Here is a 26,063-nt window from a genome sequence, read left to right on the forward strand (position 1 = left end):
CCGGCCTGCAAGGCTGGCGCTATTTCAAATGCCGCGGACGGCTTTGGCGCAGTCGTGGATCAGTCCGGGGCCGGCGTAGATCAGGCCGCTGTAGAGTTGCACCAGCTGCGCGCCGCACTCGATTTTGACGCGCGCGTCCAGGCCCTGCATGATGCCGCCGACGCCGATGATCGGCACGGCGTCGCCCAGCTCGGCCTTCAGCAGCCGGATCACGGTGTTGGAAAACTGGAACACCGGCGCGCCCGACAGGCCGCCGGCCTCGGCGCCATGCAGCATGCCGGTCACGGCGTCGCGGTTCAGTGTGGTGTTGGTGGCAATCACGCCGTCGATCTTGTGACGGATCAGCGCGTCGGCGATGTTCTTGACCTGGTCGCCATCCATGTCCGGCGCGATCTTCAAGGCCAGCGGCACGTAGCGCCGGTGCTGGTCGGCCAGCCGCAGCTGGGCGTCTTTCAGCGTACTCAGCAGGCCGTCCAGCTCCGAGCCGCCCTGCAGCTGGCGCAGGTTCTTGGTGTTGGGCGAAGAGATGTTGACCGTCACGTAGCTGGCGTAGGGATAGACTTTCTGCAGGCAGTGCAGGTAGTCGTCGGTGGCGCGCTCGATCGGCGTGTCGGCGTTCTTGCCGATGTTCAGGCCGAGGATGCCGGCCTGGTCCTGATAAAACCGCGACGCCTGCACGTTCGCCACGAAGGCGTCGACGCCGCCGTTGTTGAAGCCCATGCGGTTGATGATGGCGTGCGCCTCCGGCAGGCGGAACATGCGCGGCTTTGGGTTGCCAGGCTGCGCGCGCGGCGTCACCGTGCCCACTTCGATCGAGCCGAAGCCCAGGTCGGCCAGCGCGTCGATGTAGGCGCCATCCTTGTCCAGGCCGGCCGCGAGGCCGATCGGGTTCTTGAACGTCAGGCCCATCACGGTGCGCGGGTCCGCCTCGGGTTGCCTGATAAGCTTGGTCAGTCCCAGCGACGCGGCGCGTTTCAGGGCGGGCAGGGTGAAGTGGTGGGCGGCCTCGGCGTCCATGGAGAACAGCAGCGGACGGGCCAGGGAATACAGGATTTTTTGGGACATGGGGCGCTCTGGTTAGGGATCGCCCGTATTTTATCAGGCGTCCAGCACGCTCCATACGCCTTTGACGCGGGCTTCCAGCGGCCGGAAATTGGTTTTGTACGACATTTTCGGGCTTTCCTGGATCCAGTAACCGAGGTAGACGTAGGGCAGTTTCAGCTCGCGCGCCTGCTCGATCTGCCACAGCACGTTGAAGGTGCCGAACGAGGCGCCGTCGACATCGGGATCGAAGAAGGTATACACGGACGACAGCCCGTCCGACAGCACGTCGATGATGCTGACCATACGCAGCGTGCCGTCCGGCTCGCGGAATTCCACCAGCCGCGTGTTGACCCGGCTTTGCAGCAGGAATTGCGCATACTGGTCGCGGCTGTCCTGGTCCATGCCGCCGCCGGCATGCCGCCGGCTCTGGTAGCGCAGGTACAGCTCGTAATGCTCGTCCGAGAACGACAGCGTGGCGACGCCGGCGCGCAGGTGGCCGTGCCGCACCCAGGCGCGGCGCTGGCCGCGGCTGGGCTTGAATTCGTCGGCCACCACGCGCACCGGGATGCAGGCCTGGCAACCATCGCAATACGGCCGATAGGTAAAGATGCCGCTGCGGCGGAAGCCGCTTTTGACCAGTTCCGAATACACGTCGGCATTGATCAGGTGCGAGGGCGTGGCCACCTGCGAGCGCGCCTGGTGCGCATCGAGGTAGCTGCAAGGGTAGGGCGCCGTCGTGTAAAACTGCAGCGTCGCGAATGGAAGGTCGTTCAGGTGCGTCATGCACGTCCCATCGGGCGGTTGTGGATAGCCTATGATAGCGTGTCATCCAGCAGCACGCTTGTCACGCCTAGCTTAACTGTCTGGTGCGAGTGGTGCAACCGGTTCCCACTCGGTGATCTGCGGCAATTCAATACTGTTGCGCAGATGCGCCAGGAATTGCGCGCGCGCGATCGGCGCCGCGCCCAGCGAAGCCAGGTGGCCGGTCTCCTGTTGGCAATCGATCATGCTGACCTGATGGGCGCGCAGGAAGCGCACCAGGTAGGCCAGCGCGATCTTGGAGGCGTCGGTGACGCGCGCGAACATCGATTCGCCATAAAACATGCGGCCGATGCTGACGCCGTAGGCGCCGCCCACCAGCTCACCGTCGAGCCAGACCTCGGCCGAGTGCGCGTAGCCCATGCGGTGCAGGCCGGTGTAGCCGGCGATGATGTCTTCCGATATCCAGGTGCCGGGACCGTCGCGGCGCGGCGCCGCGCAGGCGCGCATCACCTGCTCGAAGGCGCTGTCGAAGCGCACCTGCCAGCGGCCGCCTTCCCGCCTGCTGCGCTCGACCTTGCGCAGGGTTTTCTTCAGCGAGTCGGCGATGCGGAAGTTGGCCGTCATCAGCACCATGCGCGGATCGGTGCTCCACCACAGAATCGGCTGGCCTTCGGAAAACCAGGGAAAGATGCCGTGTTTATACGCCATCAGCAGGCGCTGCGGCGACAGGTCGGCGCCGGCGGCCAGCAGGCCGGGCGCGTCCCTGGTGAGCGCCTCGGAGACGTCGGGGAACGGGGTATGGGTGTCTAACCAGGGGATCACTTTGCCTCTTCGCCCTCCGCGCGCATGGTGCGGTTGATGTCCTGCGTGTGGAAACCGTAGCTGCCGCCCTCGCGGATTTTGACACGGTCGGCGAAGAACAGTTCCAGCGTGGTCTGAATGGTGGGGAAGGCCAGCTCGCTCCACGGTATGTCCCGTTCGCTGAACAGCTGCACCTCCAGGCTTTCCTCGCCGGGCGCGAAATCGAGGTCGACCAGCTCGGCCAGGTAGAACATGTGGACCTGGTGCACGCGTGCCACGTTGAGCAGCGTGAACAGATTGCCAAGTTTGATGTTGGCGCCTGCTTCTTCCTGGGTTTCGCGGATGGCGGCCTCGGCCGTGGTCTCATTGTTTTCCATGAAGCCGGCGGGCAGCGTCCAATAACCGTAGCGCGGTTCGATCGCGCGCTTGCACAGCAGTACCTTGAGCTCGCCGTCGCGCTCCCACACCGGAATCGAGCCCAGCACCATTTTCGGGTTCTGATAATGGATGGCGGCGCAGCTGGTGCAGACGTAGCGCGGGCGGTTGTCGCCGGCCGGGATGCTCAGGCTGACGGGCGAAGCGCATTCGGAACAGAATTTCATAAAAAGTGATCAAGTCGGTTTAGCGATTACTTTACACCGTTTGCCGCAGACGCGGCGTGATCGCACCGTCCGGCCATTTGGATTTATTCGATCTATCGGAGGAGTTTGGGGGATTGATATTGCCTAAGTCCGGGATCTGCCGTATAATACTTTCCATCAGACGCGGGGTGGAGCAGTCTGGCAGCTCGTCGGGCTCATAACCCGAAGGTCACAGGTTCAAATCCTGTCCCCGCAACCAAATTCGAAAGAGCCGTTGAGACCGTCAGGTGTCAACGGCTTTTTTACTTGGCGCCGGCAAGAAATCTTCATCGAGTATCTGCTCGATCGAGTAAGGCATTGCTTTCGGAAAGGCTGAGACGGGCAAATAGGTTTCTCTGGCCGCGTCCCTGACTGCTTTAGGATAAACGCGGGCAGCATAGTCGCCGAGCTGCCGGCGCAGACTGGGCATGTCGTCGAGCACCATCATGATCTGCTGGCGCTGCGTCTCAATTGTCTGGCGCCAGCTGTTGCAGACGCGTGCAGGCTGGAATTGGTATTTCAGCAGATGATGCACTAGTCGGCGCAGGCGGCTCGCCACTTCCCGTTTGTCTTTTCTCACCTGATACCCCAGCTCGGAAATGATGTTTTCCAGATCCAGCTGATCGAACTTTCCGGCGCGCAGCAAGGCGATCTGGGTTTCGGTCCAGATCAGGGCGTCGGTTTCGTAAAGGCTGTTGATGTGGTCGTCCATGGGGCACCATGGTAGGACGGTGAGAACACTTCCACTTTATGCCCGATCAAACGTCCTCGCAAGCGGCCACGGCGCGGCGGATGTAGGCCAGGGTGTCGGCGTTGACCCAAGTGCCGCGCAGCAGTTCGGGTTCCTGCTCGTGCGCGTGGCGTATCTTGGCCTGCACTTCGGGACTGTCGCCGGCGCGCGCGCGGAACAATGCCATCCATTCCCGCGCCAGCGCCTGGGTGGACGGGTGTTCCGGCGCGATGCCGTCTTCCATCTGCCGGTGGACCTTGATGAACAGCGCGATCCATTCGTGCTGCCTATTGCGGCTGTTGGCGCGCAGGTGGCGCATCTGCGCTTCTTTGAGGTACTTCGCATACAAGGCCATCTTGCGTTCATGGAAGGCGATGCCGACATACTGTTGCATGTCTTCGCTGATGACGGGCTGACGCCGCGCGCGCGCGTCCTGCTCCATCATGGCGGTCATGCGCCGGGCGAACTCCGGATTGGCGCCGGTGTCCTGCTCCAGCATCTCCATCCATTGCTGCGACAGGCGGCTGGCCTGCTCGCTGTCGGCCGGTACGCCTTGCGCCATCAGGCTGCGCACATCGCCGATCAGCGCGCGCCAGCGGGCGTTGCGGCGCGCTTCCTGCTGCCAGAATGGCAGGCGGCGCAGTTCTTCGGGCGTGAAGTACTGCTCGTACAGCTTCATCTGCTCCAACGCGTCCAGCCAGTCCTGCAGCTCGGGATTGCTGTCGCCATCCATCTGCTGCTGCAGGCGGCTCAGTTGGCCGCGCAGCGCGCTGGCCTGGGCGATCTGCTGGTCCAGCGCGGCGATCTGTTGCGACACCACGCCGGCAAACGGCGCGTCGGGGCTGGCGAGGAAGGTGGCGATGTCGGCCAGTGACATGCCGAACTTGCGCAAGGCCTGGATCTTGTGCAGGCGTTCCACATCGTCGCGATTGTAGAGACGATAGCCGGAATCGGCGCGCGCCGATGGCGTCAGCAGGCCGATGCTGTCGTAGTGGTGCAGGGCGCGCACGGTGAGGCCCGAGTGCGCCGCCAGTTCGCCGATCTTCAATACGCTGTTCATGGGCTGAAGTTTAAACCGTCGCGCATATCATGCGAAAGATGCCGCTCAGTCCCGGCGGCGCCAGATGCTCGACCTGGCGGAAGCCCAGATGGCGCAGCATGTGTTCCAGCAGCGGCGGTTCGAAGCTGCTGCGCAGATGCTCACCTTGTGCGGTCAGCGAGGCGGCGACAAAGTCCAGGCCCGCGCACAGTTCGTCGCTCAGGTGTTTGCGGTGGACGCAGTAGTCGAACACGATCACGCTGCCCGGCGCGCAGGCGCCGATGTCGGCCAGCGTTTGCATCACCTGGTCCGGTTGCAGATACATGCTGACGCCCAGCCAGGAGAAGCAGGCCGGCAGGGCGGCATCGAAACCGGCCTGCTGCAAATCTTCGCTCAGCGTGCCGGCGGCGAAATCGGTGGCGACGTAGCGTAAGTGCTCCGGTTCGGCGATGCCGGAAATGCGCAGACAATCGCGCTTCCATTGCTGCATGGTCGGCAGATCGGCTTCGTAGATGCGCACACCGTGCGCGGGCGCCATGCGGTAAGCATAGGTGTCGAGTCCTGCGCCGAGGATCACGTATTGCGTCACGCCCTGCCGCTGCGTGGCGTGCCAGCAATCCTCCGCCGCACGGGCGCGCGCGGCCATGGCGGCGCGCATGGCGACGGCCAGCGGGTGGCGCTGGCGCTGCTCGTCGGCGCGCAGTCCGGCTTCGCGCTGCGGGCCGAGGATGCGCAGGGCCAGCGGGTCGTTCAAGACTAGCGGCTGATCGTACAGCTGGTGCGCGGCGCGGGCGGTGGCCGCGATCCAGGCGCTGGATTTGGGTGGCGCGGGGTAAGACATTGATGGCTCTCCTTCATCGACAATGAAGGGAGCATAAAGCCTGACGTTACGTGAGGCTCAAGCGGAATTTAGCCGGCGTCGCGGTCATGCAGGCTGGCCCACAGGTGAGCGGCGGCCATGGTGCGGTGCGGGCTGTAACGGGCCAGGATTTCCTCGGTGCGTTTGATGTCGGGCCGCTCCGCGTCGCCAAGCAGGGTTTGCAGCGCGGCGCGCACGGCAACGTCACCGTGCAGCGAGCAGTCGGCGTAGCCGTAGCCGCGCAACAGGCCGTAGTTGACGGTCCACGGGCCGATGCCTTTGACGGCCAGCAGCGCGGCGGAGATCTGTTCGATGCTGTTGGCGGATGTGAGGTCCAGTTGCAGTTCCCCGGCGGTGATGAGTTGCGCCAGCCGCAGCAAGGTCTCGGCCTTGGCGCGCGAGAATTTGCGGCTGGTGAGGTCGTCCAGCGACAGCGCCGCGGCGCTGCGCGCGTCGGGATAGCACCACAAGCCGCTGCTGTGCTGGCGCCCGGCCAGCAGGATGAAGGTGCGGCGCAGCGCAATCGCAAACGACAGGTTGATCTGCTGGCCGATGATGGCCCAGGTCAGCGCCTCGAACACGGTGGCCGATTGCACGATGCGCAGGCCGGGCTGACGGCGCGCCAGCGCCGCGAACAGCTGGTCCTTCTTCACGAAGGCGCTGAACGGCGCCGGATCGATGCGCAGCCCGAGAATGTTGAGCACCGCCTCGCGCGCCTGTTCCTGCGCGGCTTTGGACAGCTTGCCGTCCGCATCGACGTTGACGCTGGCGCTGGCCGGCGACAGCGCGAGATCGAGCACCACCGGCACGCCTTCCAGCAGCACGCCTTTGCGCAGGCGTTCCGGCGCCACCTGCTCGGCGATGCTTTCGGCATCGCGACGGTGGAAGCTCAGGACATCGCCGACACGGTAATCGGCCGGAAGCGCCAGGGTATATGGCTTCATGCGGTGCGCGCCTTCAGGCCGAGGCTCGGGCGGAAGCCGGTGACCAGTGCGGTGCCGGTCAACACGATGGCCGCGCCGACAAAGGTGTACCACCCCACCGTCTCGCTGAGGAAGGCGACGCCCCACAGGATGCCGAACAGCGGGCTGAGGAAAGTCACGGTCAGCGCCGACGATGGCCCGACATCCTGGATCAGCCGGAAGTAGATCAGATAAGCGACGCCGCTGCACAGAATGCCGAGCGCCAGCACCGCGCTCATGATGCCGAAGGTCGGCGCGCCCGGTGCCGGGAAGAACGGCACCACCGGCAGCACCAGCAGCGTGGAGGCCCACATCGAACCGTGCGCATTGGCGAACGGTTCGACCGCCTTGGCGTGCTTGGCGTAGTTGCTGGCGATGCCGTAGTTGAAGGAGGCGAACAGCACCGCCGCAATCGCGATCGCGGCGCCCGGCTTGGAACTGACGTGGTCGAAGCCGACCAGCAGCGCCACGCCGCAGGTGCCCAGCGCAAGGCCGAGCAGCACCTTGGCGCTGACCATGGTGCGCGACCAGACGGCGGCGATCAGCGTGCCCCACAGCGGCGTGGTGGCGTTCAGCACCGCCAGCACGGAAGCGGACAGGGTGCGTGCGGCGAACGCGAACATCAGGAAAGGCAGGGCCGAGTTGAACAGGCCGAGGATGAAGTAGTGCTTCCAGTGCTGACGCAGTTGCAGCGACTTTTTCAGGAAGACGCCGATCGCGGCCAGGAAGAGGGAGGCGAACAGCACCCGGTATTCGATCAGCACCGCCGCGCCCAGCACCGGCGCGGCGATGCGCATGAACAGGAAGGAGCCGCCCCAGATGGCGGCGAGCAGGAAGAGTCGTAGCAGGTTGGCGGTGCTCATGCGATATCCAGTCGAGATCGGAGCGGCGCGCTCCGGCCGGATATTGTCGCGCATCCGCGCACGCGGCACCAGCCGATTCTTGCTTTCAATTCGGGCACAGACCACGTTTTTGAAATATTGCGAAAACGTGGCCTGTCCCCGGGTTAGACGGCGCCGGTTTCGACGGCGCACACGGCGTCGCCCGGCGCGGTGGGGGCGGCGGCGTGCGGCACGATCATGTCGGTGGGAACGCCGTTTTTGATCGCGGTCATTTCGGCCAGGATGGAGATGGCGATTTCCGACGGCGTCTTGCTGCCGATGTACAGGCCGATCGGCCCATGCAGGCGCGCCAGCTGCTCAGGCGTCACGTCAAACTCCACCAGCCGCTCGCGGCGCTTGGCGTTGTTCTTGCGCGAGCCGATGGCGCCGACGTAGAAGGCGTCCGATTTCAGCGCTTCCATCAGCGCCAGGTCGTCCAGCTTGGGGTCGTGGGTCAGGGCCACCACCGCGCTGCGGCGGTCCAGCTGCATGGACAGCACGATATCGTCCGGCATGTCGTGCACCAGTTGCACGCCGTCGACGTGCCAGCCGGCCCGGTATTCCTCGCGCGGGTCGCACACGATCACGTGGTAATCCATGGCGGTGGCGATCTGCGCCAGGAAGCGCGACAGCTGGCCGGCGCCAATGATCAGCAGCCGCCAGCGCGGGCCGTGGATGGTCACCATGGCCTGCTCGCTGACCTGCAGCTGCGCTCCCGGCGCCGCCTTGGACAGCGTCACCGCGCCGTCGCGCAGGTCGACGCGGCGCTGCACCAGTTCATGCTGCTCCAGCCGCTGCAGCAGCTCGTCGATGCGGCTGGCGCCAGACAGCGGCTCGATCGCCAGTTCGATGGTGCCGCCGCAGGGCAGGCCGAAACGGTGGGCTTCGTCGGCGGTGATGCCGTAGCTGACGATTTCGGGCACGGTGCGGCTGATGCCCTCGTCGCGTACGCGCGCGATCAAATCATCTTCGATGCAGCCGCCCGAGACGGAGCCGATCACGGTGCCGTCTTCGCAGATGGCCAGCGTCGCGCCTATCGGACGCGGGCTCGAGCCCCAGGTCTTGATGACGGTGATCAGTTCGCAGCGCTTGCCGGCGGCGATCCAGCCGGCGCTGGTTTTCAGTACTTCGAGGTCGATGGAGTCCATGGATGGAATATACTACGGCTCATCAAAGCTTGCAGGGAACGGATATGCCTCATAAGGAAGACGACGGTACCCCCAAATTCGGGCGTTTGCTGATTGTGCTGATTTGCGCGGTGCTGGTCTGCGCCGGCCTGACCTGGCTGATGGCGACCGTCTACCCGAATTTCCCCAACTAGATCTTGCAGGCCGCCGCCAGCGCGCTGTCCAGCGGCGTGTCGGGCACGATGTCTTCCGGACTGAATTTCTCGAACTTGTAGTTCTCCACCGGCTCGCCCTTGCCCATGGTTTCGGGATAGTAGATCTGCGCCATCAGGGTGCTGGTGTGGTCCTCGCAGGCGTAGATGTGCAGCATCTTCACCGAGCGGTACAGTCGTCCCTCCGGCGTCTTCTGCGGCCGCGCATAGCTCTGCATCGACCACACCTTGCGCGTCTTCTCGTTTTTGACGATGCTGGCCTTGTCGATGTAGAAGGCGTTGCCGCTGCCGCCGCCCACGCGCATCCACTGCGCCGCCTGCGCCGATCCGGCCGCCAGCAGCAGGGCGATTGCGATCAGACCGGATTTGCTCATGGCGGGCTCCCGTTCAGGGCACCAGCGGACGCTGGGCCGATTGCTTGCTGCGGATTTCCGCCACCGTCTTGTCGATGGCCGACAGGCGGTAGGCGATGCCCGGATGGTTGGCGTTATAACCGTTCAGCACCGAGGCCGGATACTGCGTGGCGAGCTTTTGCCAGAAGGCGTGCGCGCCTTCCACGCTGTAGCCGGCGCGCGCCACCATGTACAGCGACAGCCGGTCCGCCGCCGCATCAAGTTCCTGCGGCATGGGCTTGACGCCGGCGCTGCCGATCAACATCGACAGGTCGGGACGCACCGACACCAGGTTGTCGATGATGCCACCCACGGTGTACGCCTGTTTGGTGGTGGCCGCGTGACCCAGCACATTGTGGGCGATGTCCTTGGCCAGCACGTAGGCGATGGCTTCGTCGCTCTGGGCGAAGTGGATCATGCCGCGCGTGATCATCACGCGCTGGCCGTCGGAATACGCGTTGACGTTGTCCGAATTGCCGATATCGATCTTGAAGGCGCAGGCGCGCGTGACCGGCATCTTCAGCTGCTGGTTATTGCCGCCGCGGGCGATGGTGAGGGTGATGGTGCGCGCACTGGACGCCAGCGGGCCGAGAATGGCGGCGGCGTCGGTTTCGGCGTTGGCGCCCACCGGCAGCAGCTTGCCTTCGGCGGCGACCAGGCCGTCGCCCTTGCGCAGGCCGACGCGGGCGGCGCCGCTGCCGGCCAGCACGCTGGCCACTTCCAGGCGGTCACCGTAGTTCAGCACCGCGGCGGCGGCATCGGCGAAGTCGCCGGGATAGGAGTATTTGTTCTTGGCGGTGAAGCCGAGCAGGTTGCGCGCCTGCGTGCGGCACAGGTCCGCGTTATTGATCAACAGCGGGCCCGCTACACGGTACAAGCGCTCTTGCAGCGCCACCATGTCGCCCAGCTGCTTGCGCGCTTCGGCCATCCTGGCGGTGACCTGCGGCGGCGCCTCGGTCACGCTGCTGACCACCGCCGCCGGCGCGGCCGGTGCGGCCGGCTGCGGTTGAAGGGTGGAGCAGGCCGACAGCAGCAGCGCCGCCGCGCCGGTGGCCGATGCGAGGGATAATGTGCCGAATGTGTTGATCGTTTTCTGCTGAACCATCCCGTTGCTCCGTCTCCGTTTTAGTGTTTGCCAGTGCTGCCGAAACCGCCGGCGCCGCGCTCGCTGGTATCGAATTCTTCCACCACGTTGAAACCGACCTGCAGGACCGGCACGATGATCAGCTGCGCCAGGCGTTCCATCGGGTTCAGCGTGAAGGTGCTGTGGCCGCGGTTCCAGGTCGAGATCATCAACTGGCCCTGATAGTCGGAGTCGATCAAGCCTACCAGATTCCCCAGCACGATGCCGTTTTTGTGTCCCATGCCGCTGCGCGGCAGGATCATGGCGGCATAGCCCGGATCGGCGATGTGAATCGCCAGGCCGGTCGGCACCAGCACGGTCTGGCCAGGCTCGATCGTCATCGGCGCGTCGATGCAGGCGCGCAGATCGAGGCCGGCGGAACCGGGCGTGGCGTAGGCCGGCAGCTGATCCTTCATGCGTGGGTCTAGGATTTTAACGTCAACGGTTTTCATTTATTTAGCGCTTATTTTGCGAATAGAGAGTGTTGCGAGATCCGTTTCGAGATCTCCGAAATCAGCTGGCGCGCCAGGGTCAGTTTGTCGGCGCGCGGCAGGATGGTGTGACCGTTCTCGTCGAACAGGATGATGGTGTTGTCGTCCTGGCCGAAGGTGTGGTGGCCGATATTCCCGACCAGCAGCGGGATGCCCTTTTTCTCGCGCTTGTCGGCGCCGAACTGCACCAGGTTTTCCGATTCCGCGGCAAAACCCACGCAATACGGATGACCGGCCAGGTTGGTGCGGGCGGCCACGGTGGCCAGGATGTCCGGGTTCTGTTCGAACTTGAGGTCGGGCGCGGTGCCGTCCGGATTCTTCTTCAGTTTCTGCTCGCTGGCGTTGGCGATGCGCCAGTCGGCCACCGCCGCCACCGCGATGAAGATGTGCTGGTGATCGACGTTGGCCATCACGGCGTCGAACATCTGCTGCGCGCTCTGCACGTCGATGCGCTGCACGCCGAACGGCGCCGGCAGGGCGGTGGGGCCGGAGACCAGCACCACCTCGGCGCCCGCCTCGCGCGCGGCGCGCGCCACGGCATAGCCCATCTTGCCGGAGGACAGATTGGTGATGCCGCGCACCGGATCGATCGGCTCGAAGGTCGGCCCGGCGGTGATCAGGATGCGCTTGCCGGCCAGGACTTTTTCCTGGAACGAGGCCACCACTTCCTCCAGCAGTTGCGCCGGTTCCAGCATGCGGCCCAGGCCCACCTCACCGCAGGCCTGGTCGCCGGCCGCCGGCCCGAAGATGACGATACCATCCTCACGCAGCTGCTGCACATTGCGCTGGGTGGCGGGGTTCTGCCACATCTCCACGTTCATCGCCGGCGCCACCAGCAGCGGCACATGGCGCGGACGCGCCACGCACATGGTGGACAGCAGGTCGTCGCAGGCGCCGTGCGCCAGCTTGCGGATGAAGTCCGCCGAGCAGGGCGCGATGATGATGGCGTCGGCCTCGCGGGTGACGTCGATGTGGGCCATGTTGTTGTCCACGCGCGGGTCCCACTGGCTGGAGTAGACCGGTTTGCCGGACAGCGCCTGCATGGTCACGGGCGTGATGAATTGGGTGGCGGCGTCGGTCATTACCACCTGCACCGAGGCGCCGGCCTTGGTCAGCGCGCGGCACAGTTCCGCCGATTTGTAGCAGGCCACGCCGCCGGACAGGCCGAGGACGATATTTTTACCAGTGAGTTCCATCATGATGCTGCTCCGTTCTTAGCGATTCACCCGGCGTAGTTCGTCCAGGATGAACAGGCCGGCGCCGATGCAGATCGCCGAATCGGCGACGTTAAACGCCGGGAAGTGGCCGAGTCCCGGCCAGTGGAAATCGAGGAAGTCGATCACGTGGCCGTAGACCATGCGGTCGATCACATTGCCGATGGCGCCGCCGAGGATCAATGCCAGCGCCCACGAGAACATGCGCTGGCCGCTGTGCTTTTTCAGCAGGTAGATGATGAACACGGCCGCGGCCAGCGCGATGCCGGTGAAGAAGTAACGCTGCCAGCCGCCGCTGTCGCTGAGGAAGCTGAAGGCCGCGCCCTTGTTATACGCCAGCACCAGGTTGAAGAAAGTGGTGATCACTTTTTCTTCGCCCAGCTGGAAGGTCTTGGCGATGGTGATCTTGGTCAGCTGGTCGATCAGGATCACGAGGGCGGCGATGCACAGCCAGGGCGTCAGGCTGGCCGAGGATTTGGTCGGGAAGATTTTTTTGGTGGCCATAAAAGTTCTTGTTGGTTCGTCGTGGCGATGCCGCCGCGCTTTTTGGCAGCGCGGCGGCCGTCATATTAAGCGAACTTGCGTTTCTCGCCCGCACCAAACAGGTTGCTGTAGCAGCGGCCGCACAGGGTGGGGTGGTCGGCGTGGGCGCCGACGTCGGCGCGGTAGTGCCAGCAGCGCTCGCACTTCTCGGCCGTCGATGCGGCCACGCTGACCGCTTCTTCCGCCTCGCTCGCCACTTCCGCCACCGTCGCCACCGAGGTGATGAAGATGAACTTCAGATCGTCATCGAGGCTGGCCAGCGCCTGGTACTTGTCGCCGGCGGCCTTGATGCTCAGTTCCGCCTGCAGCGAGGATCCGATCGCGCCCGAGGTGCGCAGGTCTTCCAGCTGCTTGGTGACGTCGGTGCGCACCGCGCGCAGGGTCGCGTACTTGCTCAGCAGCGCGTCGGCGTCGGCCAGCTGCGGCAGCTGCCACCAGGTCTGGGTGAAGATGGTTTCGTCGCTGGCCTTCCAGCCTTCCGGACCGGCGAAGATCTCCCATGCTTCCTCGGCGGTGAAGGACAGGGCCGGGGCCATCAGGCGCAGCAGGCTTTGCGTGATGTGCCACAGAGCGGTCTGCGCCGAGCGGCGCGACAGCGAGGTCACGGCCGTGGTGTACAGGCGGTCCTTGAGGATGTCCAGGTAGAAGCCGCCCAGGTCTTCCGAGCAGTAGTTCTGCAGCTTGGACGTCACCGGCTGGAATTCGTACTGCATGTAGTGCGCTTCGATTTCCTTCTGCAGCTGCGCCATGTTGGCGATGGCGTAGCGGTCGATCTCCAGCAGTTCTTCCACCGGTACCGCGTCCTTGGCGGCGTCGAAGTCCGACAGGTTGGCCAGCAGGAAGCGCAGGGTGTTGCGGATGCGGCGATACGATTCGGTCACGCGCTTGAGGATTTCGTCGGAGATCGACAGCTCGCCGGTGTAATCGGTCGAGGCCACCCACAGGCGCAGCATGTCGGCGCCCAGCTTGTTCCACACATCCTGCGGTGCGACGGTGTTGCCGATGGACTTGGACATCTTCTTGCCTTCGCCGTCGACCACGAAGCCGTGGGTCAGCAGCGCCTTGTAGGGCGGCGCGCCGTTCAGCATCGAAGAGGTCAGCAGCGAGGAGTGGAACCAGCCGCGGTGCTGGTCCGAACCTTCCAGATACAGGTCGGCCGGGAACGCCGATTGCTCCTTGTGCGAGCCGCGCAGCACGGTCTGGTGGGTGGTGCCCGAGTCGAACCACACGTCCAGCGTGTCCTTGTTCTTCTCGTATTGGGCGGCTTCGTCGCCGATCAGGTCTTTCAGGTCCAGCGACTGCCAGGCGGCGATGCCGTCCTTCTCGATCAGTTTCGCCACCTGCTCGAGCAGCTCGGGGGTGCGCGGATGCAGGGCGCCGGTTTCCTTGTGGACCACGAAGGCCATCGGCACGCCCCACTGGCGCTGGCGCGACAGGGTCCAGTCGGGACGGTTGGCGATCATGCCGTGCAGGCGCGCCTTGCCCCAGTCCGGGAAGAACCGGGTCTCGTCGATGCCTTTCAGCGCGGTCTGGCGCAGGGTGGCGCCGCCGTCCTTCGGATGCACGTCCATGCCGGCGAACCACTGCGAGGTGGCGCGGTAGATGATCGGGGTCTTGTGGCGCCAGCAGTGCATGTAGCTGTGGTCGAACATCTTCAGTTCAAACAGGGCGCCGGCTTCCTTCAGCGCGTTGCAGATCGGCTTGGAGGCTTCCCAGATGGTCAGGCCGCCGAACAGCGGCAGGGTGGAGGCGTATTTGCCGTCGCCCATGACCGGGGTCAGGATGTTCGCGTCCTTCATGCCGTGCGCGCGGCACGAGATGAAGTCGTCCAGGCCATAGGCCGGCGCCGAGTGCACCACGCCGGTGCCGGAATCGGTGGTCACGTAGTCGGCCATGTAGACCGGCGACAGGCGGTCGTAGAACGGATCGGCCGCGTGCAGCGGATGGCGGAAGCTGACGCCGTCGAAGGCCGCGCCGTGGGCGGTGGCGATGGTGGTGCCTTCCAGCTTGTAGCGGGACAGGCAGGATTCCACCAGATCCTGGGCCAGGATCAGCAGCAGCGGCTGGCCGTCACGCTCGGTCTGCACCAGCGCGTAGATCACTTCCGGATGCACGTTCAGCGCCTGGTTGGACGGGATGGTCCATGGCGTGGTGGTCCAGATCACGATGTAGCCGTTATCGGTCGGCAGTTTGTCCAGGCCGAAGATCCGCGCCAGCCTGTCGGTATCGTCGAACTTGAAGCCGACGTCGATGGCCGGATCGCGCTTGTCCTTGTATTCCACTTCCGCCTCGGCCAGCGCCGATTGGCAGTCGAAGCACCAGTTGACCGGCTTCAGGCCGCGGTAGACGTAGCCCTTTTCCAGCAGGGTGCCGAGGGCGCGCAGTTCGTCGGCCTCGTTGGAGTAGTTCATGGTCAGGTAAGGATTCTGCCATTCGCCCAGCACGCCCAGGCGGATGAAGTCCTTGCGCTGGCGGTCGACCTGCTCCAGCGCGTAGGCGCGGGCCTTGGTCAGCACGTCGGCGGTCGGCAGATTCTTGCCGTACTGTTTTTCGATCTGGATCTCGATCGGCATGCCGTGGCAATCCCAGCCCGGCACGTATGGCGCGTCGTAGCCGGCGAAGGTGCGGGCCTTGACCACCATGTCCTTCAGGATCTTGTTGACGGCGTGGCCGATGTGGATGTCGCCGTTGGCGTACGGCGGACCATCGTGCAGGATGAATTTCGGACGGCCGGCGGCAGCCTTGCGCACGCGCTCGTAGATCTTCTTGTCCTGCCATTGCTTGACCCAGTTCGGCTCGCGCTTGGCCATATCGCCGCGCATCGGGAACGGGGTTTCGGTCATGTTGACCGGGTATTTACTCTCAGGCTTCTTTGCGGATTTGTTATCGGACATGGTATGCGTTCAGTATGGGTATTCGGGAATTCGTTGGTAGCCGGCGCGCGTAGCTGATCGCGCGGTCAAATTCGGTCGGTGGCGCGCTTGGCGAAGAAGGCGCGCGCCACGGCGGCGTCGTTGTGGATGGCGGCCGTCAGCGTCGGCAGATCGACGTATTTTTCCTCGTCGCGGATCTTGTGCAGGAACTCGACGCGCACCTGTTTGCCGTAGCAGCTCCGGGCGAAGTCGAACACGTGCACTTCCAGCAGCACGCGGCCGCTGTCGTCGACGGTGGGGCGCACGCCCAGGCTGGCCACGGCCGGTAACGGCTGCCCGGCCAGGCCGTGCACCTGCACGATGAAGATGCCCGCCAGGGCGGGGCGGTGCGGCACGCGCAGGTTCAGCGTCGGGAAGCCCAGCGTGCGGCCCAGTTTCTGGCCGTGGATCACATGGCCGGAGATGGCGTAAGGGTGGCCGAGCAGCGCCTGGGCATGCGCGAAATCGCCGGCGTGCAGCGCCTCGCGCACGGCCGACGAGGAGATGCGGGTGCTGCCGTTCATCACGGTAGGCAGGGTCTCGACGTGGAAGCCATACTGTTTGCCGGCTTCCAGCAGCATCTGCACATTGCCGGCGCGGCGGGCGCCGTAGCAGAAGTCGTCGCCGACCATCAGCCATTTCACGTGCAGTCCCTCGACCAGCACTTTCTCGGTGAATTCCCGCGGCGTCAGCGCCGCGAACGGCGCCGAGAAGTGTTCGACGATCACGCGGTCGATGCCGTTATCGGACAGCGATTGCAGCTTGTCACGCAAATTGGCGATGCGGGCCGGGGCGCGGGACAGGTCGCCGGCCTTCTGCGCGAAGAATTCGCGCGGATGCGGTTCGAAGGTCATCACGGCCGCTTCCAGTCCGAGGCCGGTGGCGGCGGCGCGCACGCGGGCCAGCAATGCCTGGTGGCCCAGGTGGACACCGTCAAAGTTGCCGATCGTGAGCGCGCAGGGCGCGCGCGCCGCTGCATTGGGGAGACCTCGGAATACCTTCATGGGGAATCTGGTGGAAACAATCGCAAATACGGGATTATACCGGACACCAACATCGGGGTCAGAGCCGACATTCGGACACGACCCCGAATAAAAAAAGCGCTGTCGGCCGGGCCGGACAGCGCTTTGCGCATCAGACTGCCCGAATTATTGCATCGGGTGGTTGATGTTCATGGCCCAGTAACGCGCCAGGTCGCCGGTACCGTCGGTGCCTTTGACGGTCTTCAGGGTCGCCAGCGCGGCTGGCTTCTTGCCGGCGACGAATTGGGCGATGCCCAGGTGCAGCTTCAGGGCTTCCGGATTCTTGCCGGTGCCCAGCTTGACCGCCTGTTCCATCAGCGGCAGGCCCTTGTCGGCCTTGCCTTCCGACACCAGGCCGTAGCCCAGGTTGGACAGGGTGTCGGCATCCTTGGCCTTGGTGGCTTCCGCTTCGGTGGCGGCGGCCTTGGCGTCGAACTCGGTCTGGGTCTTGGCCGCCAGGTCTTTCAGACGCTGGTGACGCGGGGCGTCGGAACCGGTGCCCAGGGCGCCTTTCTTGTAACCCTGGTCGATGATCTTGATCGCTTCAGCCGGATTGCCGGCCTGCAGCGACAGCTGGGCCATTTCCAGGTAGTCGGACGGCTTGGTCAGCAGGCCCAGTTGCAGGCGCAGGCGCAGCAGGTCCAGCGACAGGGTCGAGGAGAAGCCTGGCTTGGTCTGCACGCGCTGCAGCAGGTCGGCCCAGGTCTGGGCTTTCGGATACGAGGCGGCCATCTTTTCCAGGGTCTGGACGTAACCGGCCTTGTCGTTCTGCTTGAGCTGGATGTTGGCCAGCATGCCCAGCTGGGCTTCGGTCAGGTTCTTGGCGTTCGACAGTTCCTTGGCGGCTTCCTGGTATTTGCCGCTGATGTAGTAGGTCTGCACCAGCAGTTCGTACATCTGGCTGTCGTTCGGATTGTCTTTCAGCGCGCGCTGAATCCAGGTGATGGCTTTCGGGTAATCCTTGATGCGGTAGTAGATGCCGGCCAGCGCCTGGGTGAATTTCGGTTGTTCGGCAGGCGACAGCTTGCCGGAATTGATCACGGTCTCGAATGCTTTCGCGGCGGTCTCGTATTCGCCGGCGGCGGCGGCGGCCGAGGCGCGGGTACGTTCGATCAGATAAGTTTCGTTTGCGGACTTGCCACCGACGCTGTCGGTTTCCTTCAGCTTGGCCAGCGCTTCCTTGTTCTTGCCGGAGCCGGCCAGCTTCTGGGCTTCTTGCAGCGGTTTGCCGATTTCAGCACGCACGGTCTCGGCGGCGTAGGCGACCGACGACAGGCCGGTGACAGGAACTGCTGCGGTGAAACCAATAGCGGCCATTACCAGGCCGAGATGGGCGAGACGAAACTTGGTCATGGGTGAGTTTTCTTTCTTCAAAAAACGAAATAGGCAGGAATGTCCTGCCTATCATTGTACATGGGACTTATTACTGGAACTGTTCGTTACCGACCAGACCAATCTTGGTCACGCCCAGACGCTGGGCCGAAGCCATCACGCCTGCGACAACTTTGTACGATACCAGCTTGTTCGGACGCAGATGCACTTCCGGCTGGTCAGCTTGCGCCGCGACATCGGTCAGTTTCGCTTCCAGGGTGGCGCGGTCGGGAACGACAGCGTTATCCCACAGAATCGTACCGTCGAAGTCGACGTCAATGGTGACGACCACTGGTTCCTTGGTTGGCGGCGGCGGGGTGCCGACCGGCATGTTCAGGTTAACCGAGTGGTTGGCTTTTGGAATCGTAATGATCATCATGATAATCAGCACCAGCATCACGTCGATGAGGGGCGTCATATTCATTTCCATCATTGGTTCCGGATCCGCGCCACCACCTGCAGGGGAACCGACATTCATACTCATGGTGTTTCCTTTAAGAAAGGCAGGTTGGGACCGAAGTCCCGAACCTGCGATGCACGTATCGGGGATTAACCCTTATCAGGCGGTTCGGTGATGAAACCGACCTTCTGAATGCCCGCGCGCTGGGTCGTGTAGATCACCTTGCCGATGGCTTCGTAGCGGGTTTCCTGGTCGCCACGAACGTGCACTTCCGGCTGCGGTACCTTCACGGCTTCGACCTTGAGCTGGTCGAACAGATCGTTGGCATCGCGCATTTTCTTGTTACCCCAGTAGATATCGCCATCTTTGCTGACCACGATGTTGATGTCTTCTGGTTTGGTCTGGATAACCTGATTGGTTTCTTCTGGCAGCTTGATCTTCACCAGCTTCAGCACAACCGGGCTCGTAATCAGGAAGATAATCAGCAGAACCAACATGATGTCCACGAGGGGCGTCGTGTTGATCTCCGACATGACGGTATCTTCGTCTCCGGTATCGGAGCCTACGGACATGGACATGATTAATTACCCAACTTTTTTGGAGCCGGTAGCGGTCGACATTGCGCCCGAGATCAGCACCGAGTGAACGTCAGCGGAGAAGGCGCGCACGTCTTCCATCGCGGCTTTGTTACGACGCACCAGCCAGTTGTAGCCCAGAACCGCAGGAACTGCAACGAACAGACCGAAGGCGGTCATGATCAGCGCTTCACCCACTGGACCTGCCACTTTGTCGATCGAGGCGTTACCCGACATGCCGATCGCGATCAGCGCGTTGTAAATACCCCAAACGGTACCGAACAGACCGATGAACGGTGCGGTCGAACCCACGGTTGCCAGGAACGACAGGCCGTCTTGCAGACGCGATTGAACTTTGTCAACAGCGCGCTGGATCGACATGGTCACCCAGGTCGACAGGTCGATTTGTTCCAGCAGGGCGCCGTCGTGGTGAGCGGTGGCCTTGGTGCCGGTTTCAGCGATGAAGCGGAATGGCGAACCATCGGTCAGGGTCGACGAACCAGCGGCGATCGACGAGGCCTTCCAGAACTTGGCCGACGCTTCTTTCGACTGCTTGAAGATCTTCATCTGGTCGATCAGCTTGGTGATGATGATGTACCACGAACCCATCGACATCAGCGACAGGATGATCAGGGTGCCACGCGACACGAAACCAGCTTCCCACACGGCGGCGAAGCCGTATGGGTTTTCCACTTCTTCTTTACCACCGTGAGCGGCTGCTGGCGCGGCGGCCGGAGCGGCGGCGTCAGCGGCAGGAGCAGCAGGAGCTGCGGCCGCGTCCGCGGCTGGCGCGGCTGCAGGGGCCGAAGCGGCGGCCGAGGCTTGGTCCTGCGCGAAGGCTGGAGCGCTCACCAGGGCAGTAGCTGCGGACACCGAGAACAGCACAGCGGCCAGTACAGCGGACAAACGGGTATTCTTAAACATGCTTCCTCCAAATTGAAAAATAATCAGATCGCTGGCGTAATGACAACGAAATTACTAAGTTGAGACAATGGGTTGTCTCGGGTTTACTCCAGCGTCCAGACGTATTGCATCTGCTGCCAGCCTTCTTTTGGCACGCCATCTTCCGTTCCCGGTTTGAAGCGGCACTTACTGATGCCATTCACTGCTGCTTTATCCAGATCGCGGAAGCCACTGGATTTCACAACCTTGGCGTCGGCAACGTGACCATCGGTCGCGATCAGGAACGACAGTTGCACGGTACCGGTTTCTTCATTACGCAGCGACGACTTCGGCCATTCCGGTTTGGCGCAAGTGCTGAAGTCGACCACAGCAGCCGTACGGACACCGGTTTTCGGAGGGCCAGGTGGCGCTGCCGGCGGGGCTGGCGGGGCTTTCTGGATCTCGGTTGTCGGCGGCTTCACGTTAGTCGCGTTCTGAATAACGTTCTGCGGTGGCGGCGGCTGCTGCACGTTCACCTCAACTGGCGGGATGAAAGGCGGCGGTGGCGCTTTCATCTCTGGCGGAGGTGGTGGCGGTGGGAGTTCTTTCGGTGGAGGAGGTTTCACCTCCTCGATGATCTTGGTCTCCACTGGTGCGACCATCTTGGCCACCAGACGTTTTCCCAAGCCCGTCACGATCCCATAAGCGACCAGGAGGTGCAACAAAACGACAATTGTGATGCCTGTAAAGTTCTTCCCGGTGCTTTTCTCGTTGTGCGTGAAATTCATGCCTGCTTTCTCCAATACCTACTCTTTTTGGTGCTACTGAACCCCAAAATGGCGACACAAAACAACAGCCGCATCCGGGACGTCGGCGAATTATACATACGAATTCTTGATTTTACATAGAATTTTCATCCCTAAAACCGGTTAAATTTCATAGGGTTTTCCTATATGGTAGCGCTCACTTTGCACCGTTCTGGAACATTCGACAAGCTTGTTCCGCGCAATTTTGTGCGCGCTTGCACCATGACGTTACTTAGTTTTCCCTTAAGGCCAAAAACGGAATTTTATGCGAGTAACTTTACTACGCGCAGTTAATAATTTGGCCGTAAATGTTTCTTGTATGAAATTCTTGCCGAGCCTCCTATACAAGTACTTTCAGAAAAACGTTGACTTCTCTTGCCGCTCATGCATCCCATAAAAAAACCGGGTTCAGCGCGCCGCCGCCGACCCCGGTTTTAGTCCTTGCAAAAGCCGTGCCTGAATCTGATCCGGCCGGCCGACAGACATATCTATATCAGGTCATGGCAGGCGCCCCCGTTTTTCACGCTTCACTTCCAGCGTGTTGACCACCTCGCCCGCGGGGCTGACCGTCTCCAGACGGACATCGAAGCCCCATAAGCGTGCGACGTGCTTCAGCACCTCGCCGGCCTGCTGGTTCAGCGGGCGGCGCTGGAACTGGGTATGGCGCAGGGTCAGCGCGCGGTCGTCCTGGGTGTTGACCGACCATACCTGGATGTTGGGTTCGCGATTACCCAGATTATATTGTTCCGCAAGTTGCTGGCGCACGTATCGGTAACCGAGATCGTCGTGGATCGCCGAGACGGTCAGCTTCTCGTGGTGGTCGTCGTCGAGCACGGCAAAGAAGTGGAATTCGCGTATCAGCTTGGGCGACAAATACTGGGCGATGAAGCTTTCATCCTTGAAATTGCGCATGGCGAAGTCCAGCGTCTTACGCCAGTCGCTGCCGGCGATGTCGGGGAACCATTCGCGGTCCTCGTCGGTGGGGTGCTCGCAGATGCGGCGGATGTCGGTCATCATGGCAAAGCCCAGCGCGTACGGATTGATGCCGCTGTAATATGGGCTGTTGACGGGCGGCTGGTAGACCACGTTGGTGTGGCTCTTCAAAAACTCCATCATGAAGCCGTCGCCGACCACGCCCTCGTCGTACAACTGGTTGAGGATGGTGTAGTGCCAGAACGTGGCCCAGCCCTCGTTCATCACCTGGGTCTGGCGCTGCGGGTAGAAGTACTGGGAAATCTTGCGCACGATGCGCACCATCTCGCGCTGCCACGGTTCCAGCAGCGGCGCATATTTTTCGATGAAGTACAGCAGGTTTTCCTCGGGCTCGGGCGGGAAGCGCGGCGCCGCGCGCACCGCTTCCTCCTCGGCGCGGCGCGGCACAGTGCGCCACAGCTCGTTGACCTGCGACTGCACATAGGCTTCGCGCTCCTTCTGCCGCGCGCGTTCCTGCGCCATCGACAGCTTGGCCGGCCGCTTGTAGCGGTCCACGCCGTAGTTCTGGATCGCGTGGCAGGAATCGAGCAGCAGCTCGACCGCGTCGATGCCGTGGCGCTGCTCGCACTCGGCGATGTAATTTTTGGCAAACACCATATAGTCGACGATGGCGTCGGCGTCGGTCCAGGTGCGGAACAGGTAATTGCCTTTGAAGAAGGAGTTATGGCCGTACGCCGCGTGCGCGATCACCAGCGACTGCATGGTCAGGCTGTTTTCCTCCATCAGGTAGGCGATGCAGGGGTTGGAGTTGATGACGATCTCGTAGGCCAGGCCCATCTGCCCGCGCTTGTAGCCCTTCTCGGTGCTGAGGAAGTGCTTGCCGAATGACCAGTGGTTGTACGACACCGGCATGCCGACCGAGGTGTAGGCATCCATCATCTGCTCGGCGGTGATGATTTCCAGCTGGTTGGGGTAGGTGTCCAGGCCGAAGTTGCCGGCCACGCGGCGGATTTCCTGGTGGATTTGCTCGATCAGGTCGAAGGTCCATTCGGATTGCTCCGGCAGGGCGTTCGGATGTCGCGGCTTGGGCGTCATATCGTTCATGATTTCGGCTGCTTCTTGAACAGTTCGCGGAACACCGGATAAATGTCGGCCGGCGTGACGATTTTCTGCATGGCGAAGTTCGGATGGTATTCCGGCACCTGCGCATACTGCTCCCACAGGTTCTGCGGCGGGCCATCGGTGATCTCGACATAGGTGTAGTACTGCACCTTGGGCATGATGGTGTTGACCAGCAGCTGCCGGCACAGCATCGAGTCGTTGTCCCAGTTGTCGCCGTCCGAGGCCTGGGCCACGTAGGAATTCCAGCTGCCCGCGCCGTAGCGCTCGTCGATGATCTTGTTCAGCAGGTGCAGCGCCGACGACACCACGGTGCCGCCCGATTCGCGCGAGTGGAAGAATTCGTTCTCGTCGACCTCGGCCGCGGCCGTGTGGTGGCGGATGAACACCACCTCGATCTTGTCGTACACGCGCTTGAGGAACAGGTACAGCAGGATGAAGAAGCGCTTGGCCGTGTCCTTGCGCGTCTCGTCCATGGAACCGGAGACGTCCATGATGCAGAACATCACCGCCTGCGTCATCGGCTTGGGCACCTTGATGCGATTGGTGTAGCGCAGGTCGAACGGATCGATGAAGGGGATCGCCAGCAGCCGCGTGTGCAGGTGATGGATCAGCTTCTTCAGCTCCACCACGCGCGGGTCCTGCAGCGGCAGCCCTTCGGCCAGCAAGTCCTCGAGCTCGCGCTCGGCCTCGATCACGCGCTTGCGCGAACTGCCGCCGACGGCGATGCGCCGGCCCAGCGCGCCGCGCAGCGAGCGCAGCACGTGGATGTTGGACGGCGTGCCCGACATGTTGTAGCCGGCGCGCTGGTTCTTGAATTCGGTGGTGGCGGTCAGCTGGGTCTTGACCATGTGCGGCAGTTCCAGGTCTTCGAAGAAGTAATTCATGAATTCTTCGCGCGACAGCTCGAAGATGAAGTCATCCTCGGTGGTCTGGTCGCTGTTGCCGGCCTTGCCGCGGCCGGCGCCGCCGCCGCCCTTGGGCCGGTTGATCTGGTCGCCGCGCTGGTATTCCTGGTTGCCGGGGTTGACCACCTCCCACACGCCGCCGTGGGCGTGGCCAAAGGTGGGCTCGTTCACATCCTTGACCGGGATGGAAACTTTTTCGCCATTTTCAATGTCGGTGATGGAACGTCCCTTGATGGCGCGTCCCACCGCGTCCTTGATCTGGGCCTTGTAGCGCCGCAAGAACCGTTCGCGGTTGACGGCCGACTTGTTCTTGCCCTGAAGGCGACGGTCGATGAGGTAAGTCAAATGATGCCTCCTGCTGCTATTGGTCGGCGCCGCGCCGTGTCGCCACGGCGGCGGCGCGGGGTACTGCTTAGGACGACTTCCTCACGCGCAGATACCATTCGCACAGCAACCGCACCTGCTTGGCCGTATAGCCTTTCTCCACCATGCGCGCGACGAAGTCGGCGTGCTTGTTGGCGTCCTCGGCGCTGGCTTTGGCGTTGAACGAAATCACCGGCAGCAGTTCCTCCGTATTGGAGAACATCTTCTTCTCGATCACCGTGCGGAACTTCTCATAGCTGGTCCAGGCGGGATTCTTGCCGCCGTTGTTGGCGCGCGCGCGCAGACCGAAGTTGACGATCTCGTTACGGAAATCTTTCGGGTTCGATATGCCTGCCGGTTTCTCGATTTTCTCCAGCTCGTTGTTCAGCGATTCGCGGTCGAAGCTCTCGCCGGTGTCGGGGTCGCGGTATTCCTGGTCCTGAATCCAGAAGTCGGCGAAGGTCACGTAGCGGTCGAAGATGTTCTGGCCATACTCGGAATACGATTCCAGGTAGGCGGTCTGAATCTCCTTGCCGATGAACTCGACGTAACGCTGCGCCAGGTGCTCCTTAATATAAGAGAAGTATTTCTGTTCCAGCTCAGGCGGGAACTGCTCGCGCTCGACCTGCTGCTCCAGCACGTACAGCAGGTGCACCGGATTGGCCGCTACTTCAGTATTGTCGAAGTTGAAGACTTTGGACAGGATTTTGAACGCAAACCGTGTCGACAGCCCGTTCATGCCCTCGTCGACGCCGGCATAGTCCACGTATTCATGGATGGACTTGGCTTTCGGATCGGTGTCCTTGAGGTTCTCGCCGTCGTAGACCAGCATCTTGCTGAAGATCGACGAATTCTCCGGCTCCTTCAGGCGCGACAGGATGGCGAACTGCGCCATCATGCGCAGGGTGCCGGGCGCGCACGGCGCGTTCGACAGCGAGGAATTCAGCAGCAGCTTGTCGTAAATCTTGATCTCGTCGGCCACGCGCAGGCAGTACGGCACCTTGACGATGTAGATACGGTCGAGGAAGGCCTCGTTGTTGCGATTGTTCTTGAACGACTTCCATTCCGACTCGTTCGAGTGGGCCAGGATGATGCCGTCGAACGGGATCGCGCCGAAGCCCTCGGTGCCCTTGTAGTTGCCTTCCTGGGTGGCGGTCAGCAGCGGGTGCAGCACCTTGATCGGCGCCTTGAACATCTCGACGAATTCCATCAGGCCCTGGTTGGCCAGGCACAGGCCGCCCGAGTAGCTGTAGGCGTCCGGATCGTCCTGCGAATAATCCTCGAGCTTGCGGATGTCGACCTTGCCGACCAGCGAAGAAATGTCCTGGTTGTTTTCGTCGCCCGGCTCGGTCTTGGAAATCGCCACCTGCTTGAGCACGGACGGATAGCGCTTGACCACGCGGAACTGGTTGATGTCGCCGTTGAACTCGTGCAGGCGCTTGACCGCCCACGGCGACGGAATATTGCGCAGGTAGCGGCGCGGGATGCCGTAGTCTTCCTCGAGGATGGTGCCGTCCTCGTCCTCGTTGAACAGGCCCAGCGGCGACTCGTTGACCGGCGACCCCTTCAGACAGTAGAAGGGCACATGCTCCATCAGCGACTTCAGCTTTTCGGCGATCGACGACTTGCCGCCCCCAACCGGACCCAGCAGATACAGGATTTGCTTGCGTTCCTCCAGGCCCTGGGCCGCGTGGCGGAAGTAGGACACCACTTGCTCGATCACTTCCTCGGTGCCGTAGAACTCGCGGAATGCCGGATAAATCTTGATGACCTTGTTTGCGAAGATGCGTGACAGCCGCGTGTCGTTACGAGTATCGACCAGGGTCGGCTCGCCGATGGCCGCCAGCATGCGTTCCGCGGCGGAGGCATAAGTAAGCCGGTCTTTTTTGCAGAGTTCGAGATATTCCTTCATGGACATCTCTTCTTCCTTGGTTCGTTCGTACCGCGAGGCGTAATTGTCAAAAATGGTCAT

The 26,063-nt window shown here is 62.7% G+C and carries 26 protein-coding genes and 1 tRNA gene; 2 read left to right on the forward strand and 25 right to left on the reverse strand.

All coding sequences use genetic code 11. The annotated features are described in order from the left end of the window. Nucleotides 1–24: 24 nt before the first annotated feature. The 4 genes from E4L98_RS27120 to E4L98_RS27135 form a co-directional block, all read right to left on the reverse strand. A complete protein-coding gene (locus E4L98_RS27120) occupies nucleotides 25–1,065 on the reverse strand; it encodes a quinone-dependent dihydroorotate dehydrogenase (protein WP_135204648.1) in 1,041 nt (346 codons plus the stop codon). Nucleotides 1,066–1,098: 33 nt separating this feature from the next. Next, the gene (locus E4L98_RS27125) at nucleotides 1,099–1,827 is read right to left on the reverse strand and encodes an arginyltransferase (protein WP_135204649.1); all 729 of its coding nucleotides are present in this window, start codon (nucleotides 1,825–1,827) and stop codon (nucleotides 1,099–1,101) included. Between the two features lie 72 nt (nucleotides 1,828–1,899). Then, the gene (gene aat, locus E4L98_RS27130; protein WP_135204650.1) at nucleotides 1,900–2,628 is read right to left on the reverse strand and encodes a leucyl/phenylalanyl-tRNA--protein transferase; all 729 of its coding nucleotides are present in this window, start codon (nucleotides 2,626–2,628) and stop codon (nucleotides 1,900–1,902) included. Continuing rightward, on the reverse strand, nucleotides 2,625–3,209 hold the full coding sequence (locus E4L98_RS27135) for an NUDIX hydrolase (RefSeq protein ID WP_135204651.1): 585 nt from the start codon (nucleotides 3,207–3,209) through the stop codon (nucleotides 2,625–2,627). The genes aat and E4L98_RS27135 overlap by 4 nt, the downstream gene beginning before the upstream one ends. A 161-nt stretch (nucleotides 3,210–3,370) precedes the next feature. On the opposite strand from E4L98_RS27135, the gene E4L98_RS27140 reads away from it, so the two are divergent. Then, a tRNA-Met gene (locus E4L98_RS27140) sits at nucleotides 3,371–3,447 on the forward strand. A gap of 24 nt (nucleotides 3,448–3,471) precedes the next feature. Here E4L98_RS27140 and E4L98_RS27145 read toward each other — a convergent pair. The 6 genes from E4L98_RS27145 to E4L98_RS27170 form a co-directional block, all read right to left on the reverse strand. Continuing rightward, nucleotides 3,472–3,939 (reverse strand): DUF29 domain-containing protein, encoded by a 468-nt coding sequence (locus E4L98_RS27145; RefSeq protein ID WP_135204652.1) that lies wholly within the window; start codon nucleotides 3,937–3,939, stop codon nucleotides 3,472–3,474. Between the two features lie 46 nt (nucleotides 3,940–3,985). Then, nucleotides 3,986–5,017: a MerR family transcriptional regulator gene (locus E4L98_RS27150; protein WP_135204653.1), complete on the reverse strand. Its 1,032-nt coding sequence runs from the start codon at nucleotides 5,015–5,017 to the stop codon at nucleotides 3,986–3,988. A gap of 10 nt (nucleotides 5,018–5,027) precedes the next feature. After that, nucleotides 5,028–5,837, reverse strand: coding sequence for a class I SAM-dependent methyltransferase (locus E4L98_RS27155; protein ID WP_135204654.1), 810 nt, complete (start codon nucleotides 5,835–5,837; stop codon nucleotides 5,028–5,030). 68 nt (nucleotides 5,838–5,905) lie between these two features. After that, nucleotides 5,906–6,799 (reverse strand): DNA-3-methyladenine glycosylase family protein, encoded by an 894-nt coding sequence (locus E4L98_RS27160; protein ID WP_135204655.1) that lies wholly within the window; start codon nucleotides 6,797–6,799, stop codon nucleotides 5,906–5,908. Then, complete coding sequence (locus tag E4L98_RS27165) at nucleotides 6,796–7,680, reverse strand: DMT family transporter (protein ID WP_135204656.1); 885 nt, start codon at nucleotides 7,678–7,680, stop codon at nucleotides 6,796–6,798. The genes E4L98_RS27160 and E4L98_RS27165 overlap by 4 nt, the downstream gene beginning before the upstream one ends. Nucleotides 7,681–7,823: 143 nt before the next feature. Continuing rightward, entirely contained in the window at nucleotides 7,824–8,846 is a 1,023-nt protein-coding gene (locus E4L98_RS27170; RefSeq protein WP_135204657.1) for an XdhC family protein, read from the reverse strand. A gap of 44 nt (nucleotides 8,847–8,890) precedes the next feature. Here E4L98_RS27170 and E4L98_RS31115 point away from each other — a divergent pair, with 44 nt between their 5' ends. Further along, nucleotides 8,891–9,019 carry a hypothetical protein gene (locus tag E4L98_RS31115; protein WP_267874932.1) on the forward strand — a complete coding sequence of 43 codons (129 nt, stop codon included), beginning with the start codon at nucleotides 8,891–8,893 and terminating at the stop codon, nucleotides 9,017–9,019. Here the strand turns inward: E4L98_RS31115 and E4L98_RS27175 are convergent. The 15 genes from E4L98_RS27175 to E4L98_RS27245 all read right to left on the reverse strand — a co-directional run bounded on the left by E4L98_RS27175 (nucleotide 9,016) and on the right by E4L98_RS27245 (nucleotide 26,063). Further along, nucleotides 9,016–9,411, reverse strand: coding sequence for a surface-adhesin E family protein (locus tag E4L98_RS27175; protein ID WP_135204658.1), 396 nt, complete (start codon nucleotides 9,409–9,411; stop codon nucleotides 9,016–9,018). The two genes, E4L98_RS31115 and E4L98_RS27175, sit on opposite strands and share 4 nt — an antisense overlap. Before the next feature lie 13 nt (nucleotides 9,412–9,424). Then, nucleotides 9,425–10,534: a M48 family metallopeptidase gene (locus E4L98_RS27180; protein WP_135204659.1), complete on the reverse strand. Its 1,110-nt coding sequence runs from the start codon at nucleotides 10,532–10,534 to the stop codon at nucleotides 9,425–9,427. 20 nt (nucleotides 10,535–10,554) lie between these two features. Beyond that, entirely contained in the window at nucleotides 10,555–11,004 is a 450-nt protein-coding gene (dut, locus tag E4L98_RS27185; RefSeq protein ID WP_135204660.1) for a dUTP diphosphatase, read from the reverse strand. Nucleotides 11,005–11,015: 11 nt separating this feature from the next. After that, nucleotides 11,016–12,239, reverse strand: coding sequence for a bifunctional phosphopantothenoylcysteine decarboxylase/phosphopantothenate--cysteine ligase CoaBC (gene coaBC, locus E4L98_RS27190; protein ID WP_205746850.1), 1,224 nt, complete (start codon nucleotides 12,237–12,239; stop codon nucleotides 11,016–11,018). A gap of 18 nt (nucleotides 12,240–12,257) precedes the next feature. Beyond that, the gene (gene lspA / locus E4L98_RS27195) at nucleotides 12,258–12,761 is read right to left on the reverse strand and encodes a signal peptidase II (protein WP_135204662.1); all 504 of its coding nucleotides are present in this window, start codon (nucleotides 12,759–12,761) and stop codon (nucleotides 12,258–12,260) included. Between the two features lie 65 nt (nucleotides 12,762–12,826). Continuing rightward, the gene (gene ileS / locus E4L98_RS27200) at nucleotides 12,827–15,694 is read right to left on the reverse strand and encodes an isoleucine--tRNA ligase (protein WP_135204663.1); all 2,868 of its coding nucleotides are present in this window, start codon (nucleotides 15,692–15,694) and stop codon (nucleotides 12,827–12,829) included. Between the two features lie 65 nt (nucleotides 15,695–15,759). Next, complete coding sequence (locus E4L98_RS27205; RefSeq protein WP_135204664.1) at nucleotides 15,760–16,716, reverse strand: bifunctional riboflavin kinase/FAD synthetase; 957 nt, start codon at nucleotides 16,714–16,716, stop codon at nucleotides 15,760–15,762. 144 nt (nucleotides 16,717–16,860) lie between these two features. Next, nucleotides 16,861–18,087, reverse strand: coding sequence for a tetratricopeptide repeat protein (locus E4L98_RS27210; protein WP_229257599.1), 1,227 nt, complete (start codon nucleotides 18,085–18,087; stop codon nucleotides 16,861–16,863). Between the two features lie 70 nt (nucleotides 18,088–18,157). Next, a complete protein-coding gene (locus E4L98_RS27215; protein ID WP_205746847.1) occupies nucleotides 18,158–18,589 on the reverse strand; it encodes an ExbD/TolR family protein in 432 nt (143 codons plus the stop codon). 65 nt (nucleotides 18,590–18,654) lie between these two features. After that, the gene (locus E4L98_RS27220) at nucleotides 18,655–19,083 is read right to left on the reverse strand and encodes an ExbD/TolR family protein (protein WP_135204665.1); all 429 of its coding nucleotides are present in this window, start codon (nucleotides 19,081–19,083) and stop codon (nucleotides 18,655–18,657) included. Between the two features lie 6 nt (nucleotides 19,084–19,089). Beyond that, a complete protein-coding gene (locus tag E4L98_RS27225; RefSeq protein WP_205746848.1) occupies nucleotides 19,090–20,004 on the reverse strand; it encodes a MotA/TolQ/ExbB proton channel family protein in 915 nt (304 codons plus the stop codon). A gap of 83 nt (nucleotides 20,005–20,087) precedes the next feature. Further along, nucleotides 20,088–20,750, reverse strand: a complete 663-nt coding sequence (locus E4L98_RS27230; RefSeq protein WP_135204666.1) for an energy transducer TonB — start codon at nucleotides 20,748–20,750, stop codon at nucleotides 20,088–20,090. 516 nt (nucleotides 20,751–21,266) lie between these two features. Beyond that, a complete protein-coding gene (locus E4L98_RS27235; protein WP_135204667.1) occupies nucleotides 21,267–22,805 on the reverse strand; it encodes a SpoVR family protein in 1,539 nt (512 codons plus the stop codon). Continuing rightward, complete coding sequence (locus E4L98_RS27240) at nucleotides 22,802–24,073, reverse strand: YeaH/YhbH family protein (protein WP_135204668.1); 1,272 nt, start codon at nucleotides 24,071–24,073, stop codon at nucleotides 22,802–22,804. The genes E4L98_RS27235 and E4L98_RS27240 overlap by 4 nt, the downstream gene beginning before the upstream one ends. 67 nt (nucleotides 24,074–24,140) lie before the next feature. Further along, nucleotides 24,141–26,063, reverse strand: coding sequence for a PrkA family serine protein kinase (locus tag E4L98_RS27245; RefSeq protein ID WP_135204669.1), 1,923 nt, complete (start codon nucleotides 26,061–26,063; stop codon nucleotides 24,141–24,143).

Source organism: Duganella callida, assembly GCF_004614165.1.
Taxonomy (GTDB): domain Bacteria; phylum Pseudomonadota; class Gammaproteobacteria; order Burkholderiales; family Burkholderiaceae_D; genus Rugamonas; species Rugamonas callida.

What these genes read in the sequence shown, in the direction of transcription:
- E4L98_RS27215 (WP_205746847.1), bottom strand. Translation starts at nt 18,589, where the DNA reads ATGAGTATGAATGTCGGTTCCCCTGCAGGTGGTGGCGCGGATCCGGAA.
- E4L98_RS27230 (WP_135204666.1), bottom strand. Translation starts at nt 20,750, where the DNA reads ATGAATTTCACGCACAACGAGAAAAGCACCGGGAAGAACTTTACAGGC.
- E4L98_RS31115 (WP_267874932.1), top strand. Translation starts at nt 8,891, where the DNA reads ATGCCTCATAAGGAAGACGACGGTACCCCCAAATTCGGGCGTTTGCTG.
- E4L98_RS27165 (WP_135204656.1), bottom strand. Translation starts at nt 7,680, where the DNA reads ATGAGCACCGCCAACCTGCTACGACTCTTCCTGCTCGCCGCCATCTGG.
- E4L98_RS27220 (WP_135204665.1), bottom strand. Translation starts at nt 19,083, where the DNA reads ATGTCCATGTCCGTAGGCTCCGATACCGGAGACGAAGATACCGTCATG.
- lspA (WP_135204662.1), bottom strand. Translation starts at nt 12,761, where the DNA reads ATGGCCACCAAAAAAATCTTCCCGACCAAATCCTCGGCCAGCCTGACG.
- E4L98_RS27210 (WP_229257599.1), bottom strand. Translation starts at nt 18,087, where the DNA reads ATGACCAAGTTTCGTCTCGCCCATCTCGGCCTGGTAATGGCCGCTATT.
- dut (WP_135204660.1), bottom strand. Translation starts at nt 11,004, where the DNA reads ATGAAAACCGTTGACGTTAAAATCCTAGACCCACGCATGAAGGATCAG.
- E4L98_RS27125 (WP_135204649.1), bottom strand. Translation starts at nt 1,827, where the DNA reads ATGACGCACCTGAACGACCTTCCATTCGCGACGCTGCAGTTTTACACG.
- E4L98_RS27160 (WP_135204655.1), bottom strand. Translation starts at nt 6,799, where the DNA reads ATGAAGCCATATACCCTGGCGCTTCCGGCCGATTACCGTGTCGGCGAT.
- E4L98_RS27225 (WP_205746848.1), bottom strand. Translation starts at nt 20,004, where the DNA reads ATGTTTAAGAATACCCGTTTGTCCGCTGTACTGGCCGCTGTGCTGTTC.
- E4L98_RS27135 (WP_135204651.1), bottom strand. Translation starts at nt 3,209, where the DNA reads ATGAAATTCTGTTCCGAATGCGCTTCGCCCGTCAGCCTGAGCATCCCG.
- E4L98_RS27245 (WP_135204669.1), bottom strand. Translation starts at nt 26,063, where the DNA reads ATGACCATTTTTGACAATTACGCCTCGCGGTACGAACGAACCAAGGAA.
- ileS (WP_135204663.1), bottom strand. Translation starts at nt 15,694, where the DNA reads ATGTCCGATAACAAATCCGCAAAGAAGCCTGAGAGTAAATACCCGGTC.
- E4L98_RS27235 (WP_135204667.1), bottom strand. Translation starts at nt 22,805, where the DNA reads ATGAACGATATGACGCCCAAGCCGCGACATCCGAACGCCCTGCCGGAG.
- E4L98_RS27180 (WP_135204659.1), bottom strand. Translation starts at nt 10,534, where the DNA reads ATGGTTCAGCAGAAAACGATCAACACATTCGGCACATTATCCCTCGCA.
- E4L98_RS27150 (WP_135204653.1), bottom strand. Translation starts at nt 5,017, where the DNA reads ATGAACAGCGTATTGAAGATCGGCGAACTGGCGGCGCACTCGGGCCTC.
- E4L98_RS27145 (WP_135204652.1), bottom strand. Translation starts at nt 3,939, where the DNA reads ATGGACGACCACATCAACAGCCTTTACGAAACCGACGCCCTGATCTGG.
- E4L98_RS27155 (WP_135204654.1), bottom strand. Translation starts at nt 5,837, where the DNA reads ATGTCTTACCCCGCGCCACCCAAATCCAGCGCCTGGATCGCGGCCACC.
- E4L98_RS27170 (WP_135204657.1), bottom strand. Translation starts at nt 8,846, where the DNA reads ATGGACTCCATCGACCTCGAAGTACTGAAAACCAGCGCCGGCTGGATC.
- E4L98_RS27120 (WP_135204648.1), bottom strand. Translation starts at nt 1,065, where the DNA reads ATGTCCCAAAAAATCCTGTATTCCCTGGCCCGTCCGCTGCTGTTCTCC.
- E4L98_RS27175 (WP_135204658.1), bottom strand. Translation starts at nt 9,411, where the DNA reads ATGAGCAAATCCGGTCTGATCGCAATCGCCCTGCTGCTGGCGGCCGGA.
- coaBC (WP_205746850.1), bottom strand. Translation starts at nt 12,239, where the DNA reads ATGGAACTCACTGGTAAAAATATCGTCCTCGGCCTGTCCGGCGGCGTG.
- E4L98_RS27205 (WP_135204664.1), bottom strand. Translation starts at nt 16,716, where the DNA reads ATGAAGGTATTCCGAGGTCTCCCCAATGCAGCGGCGCGCGCGCCCTGC.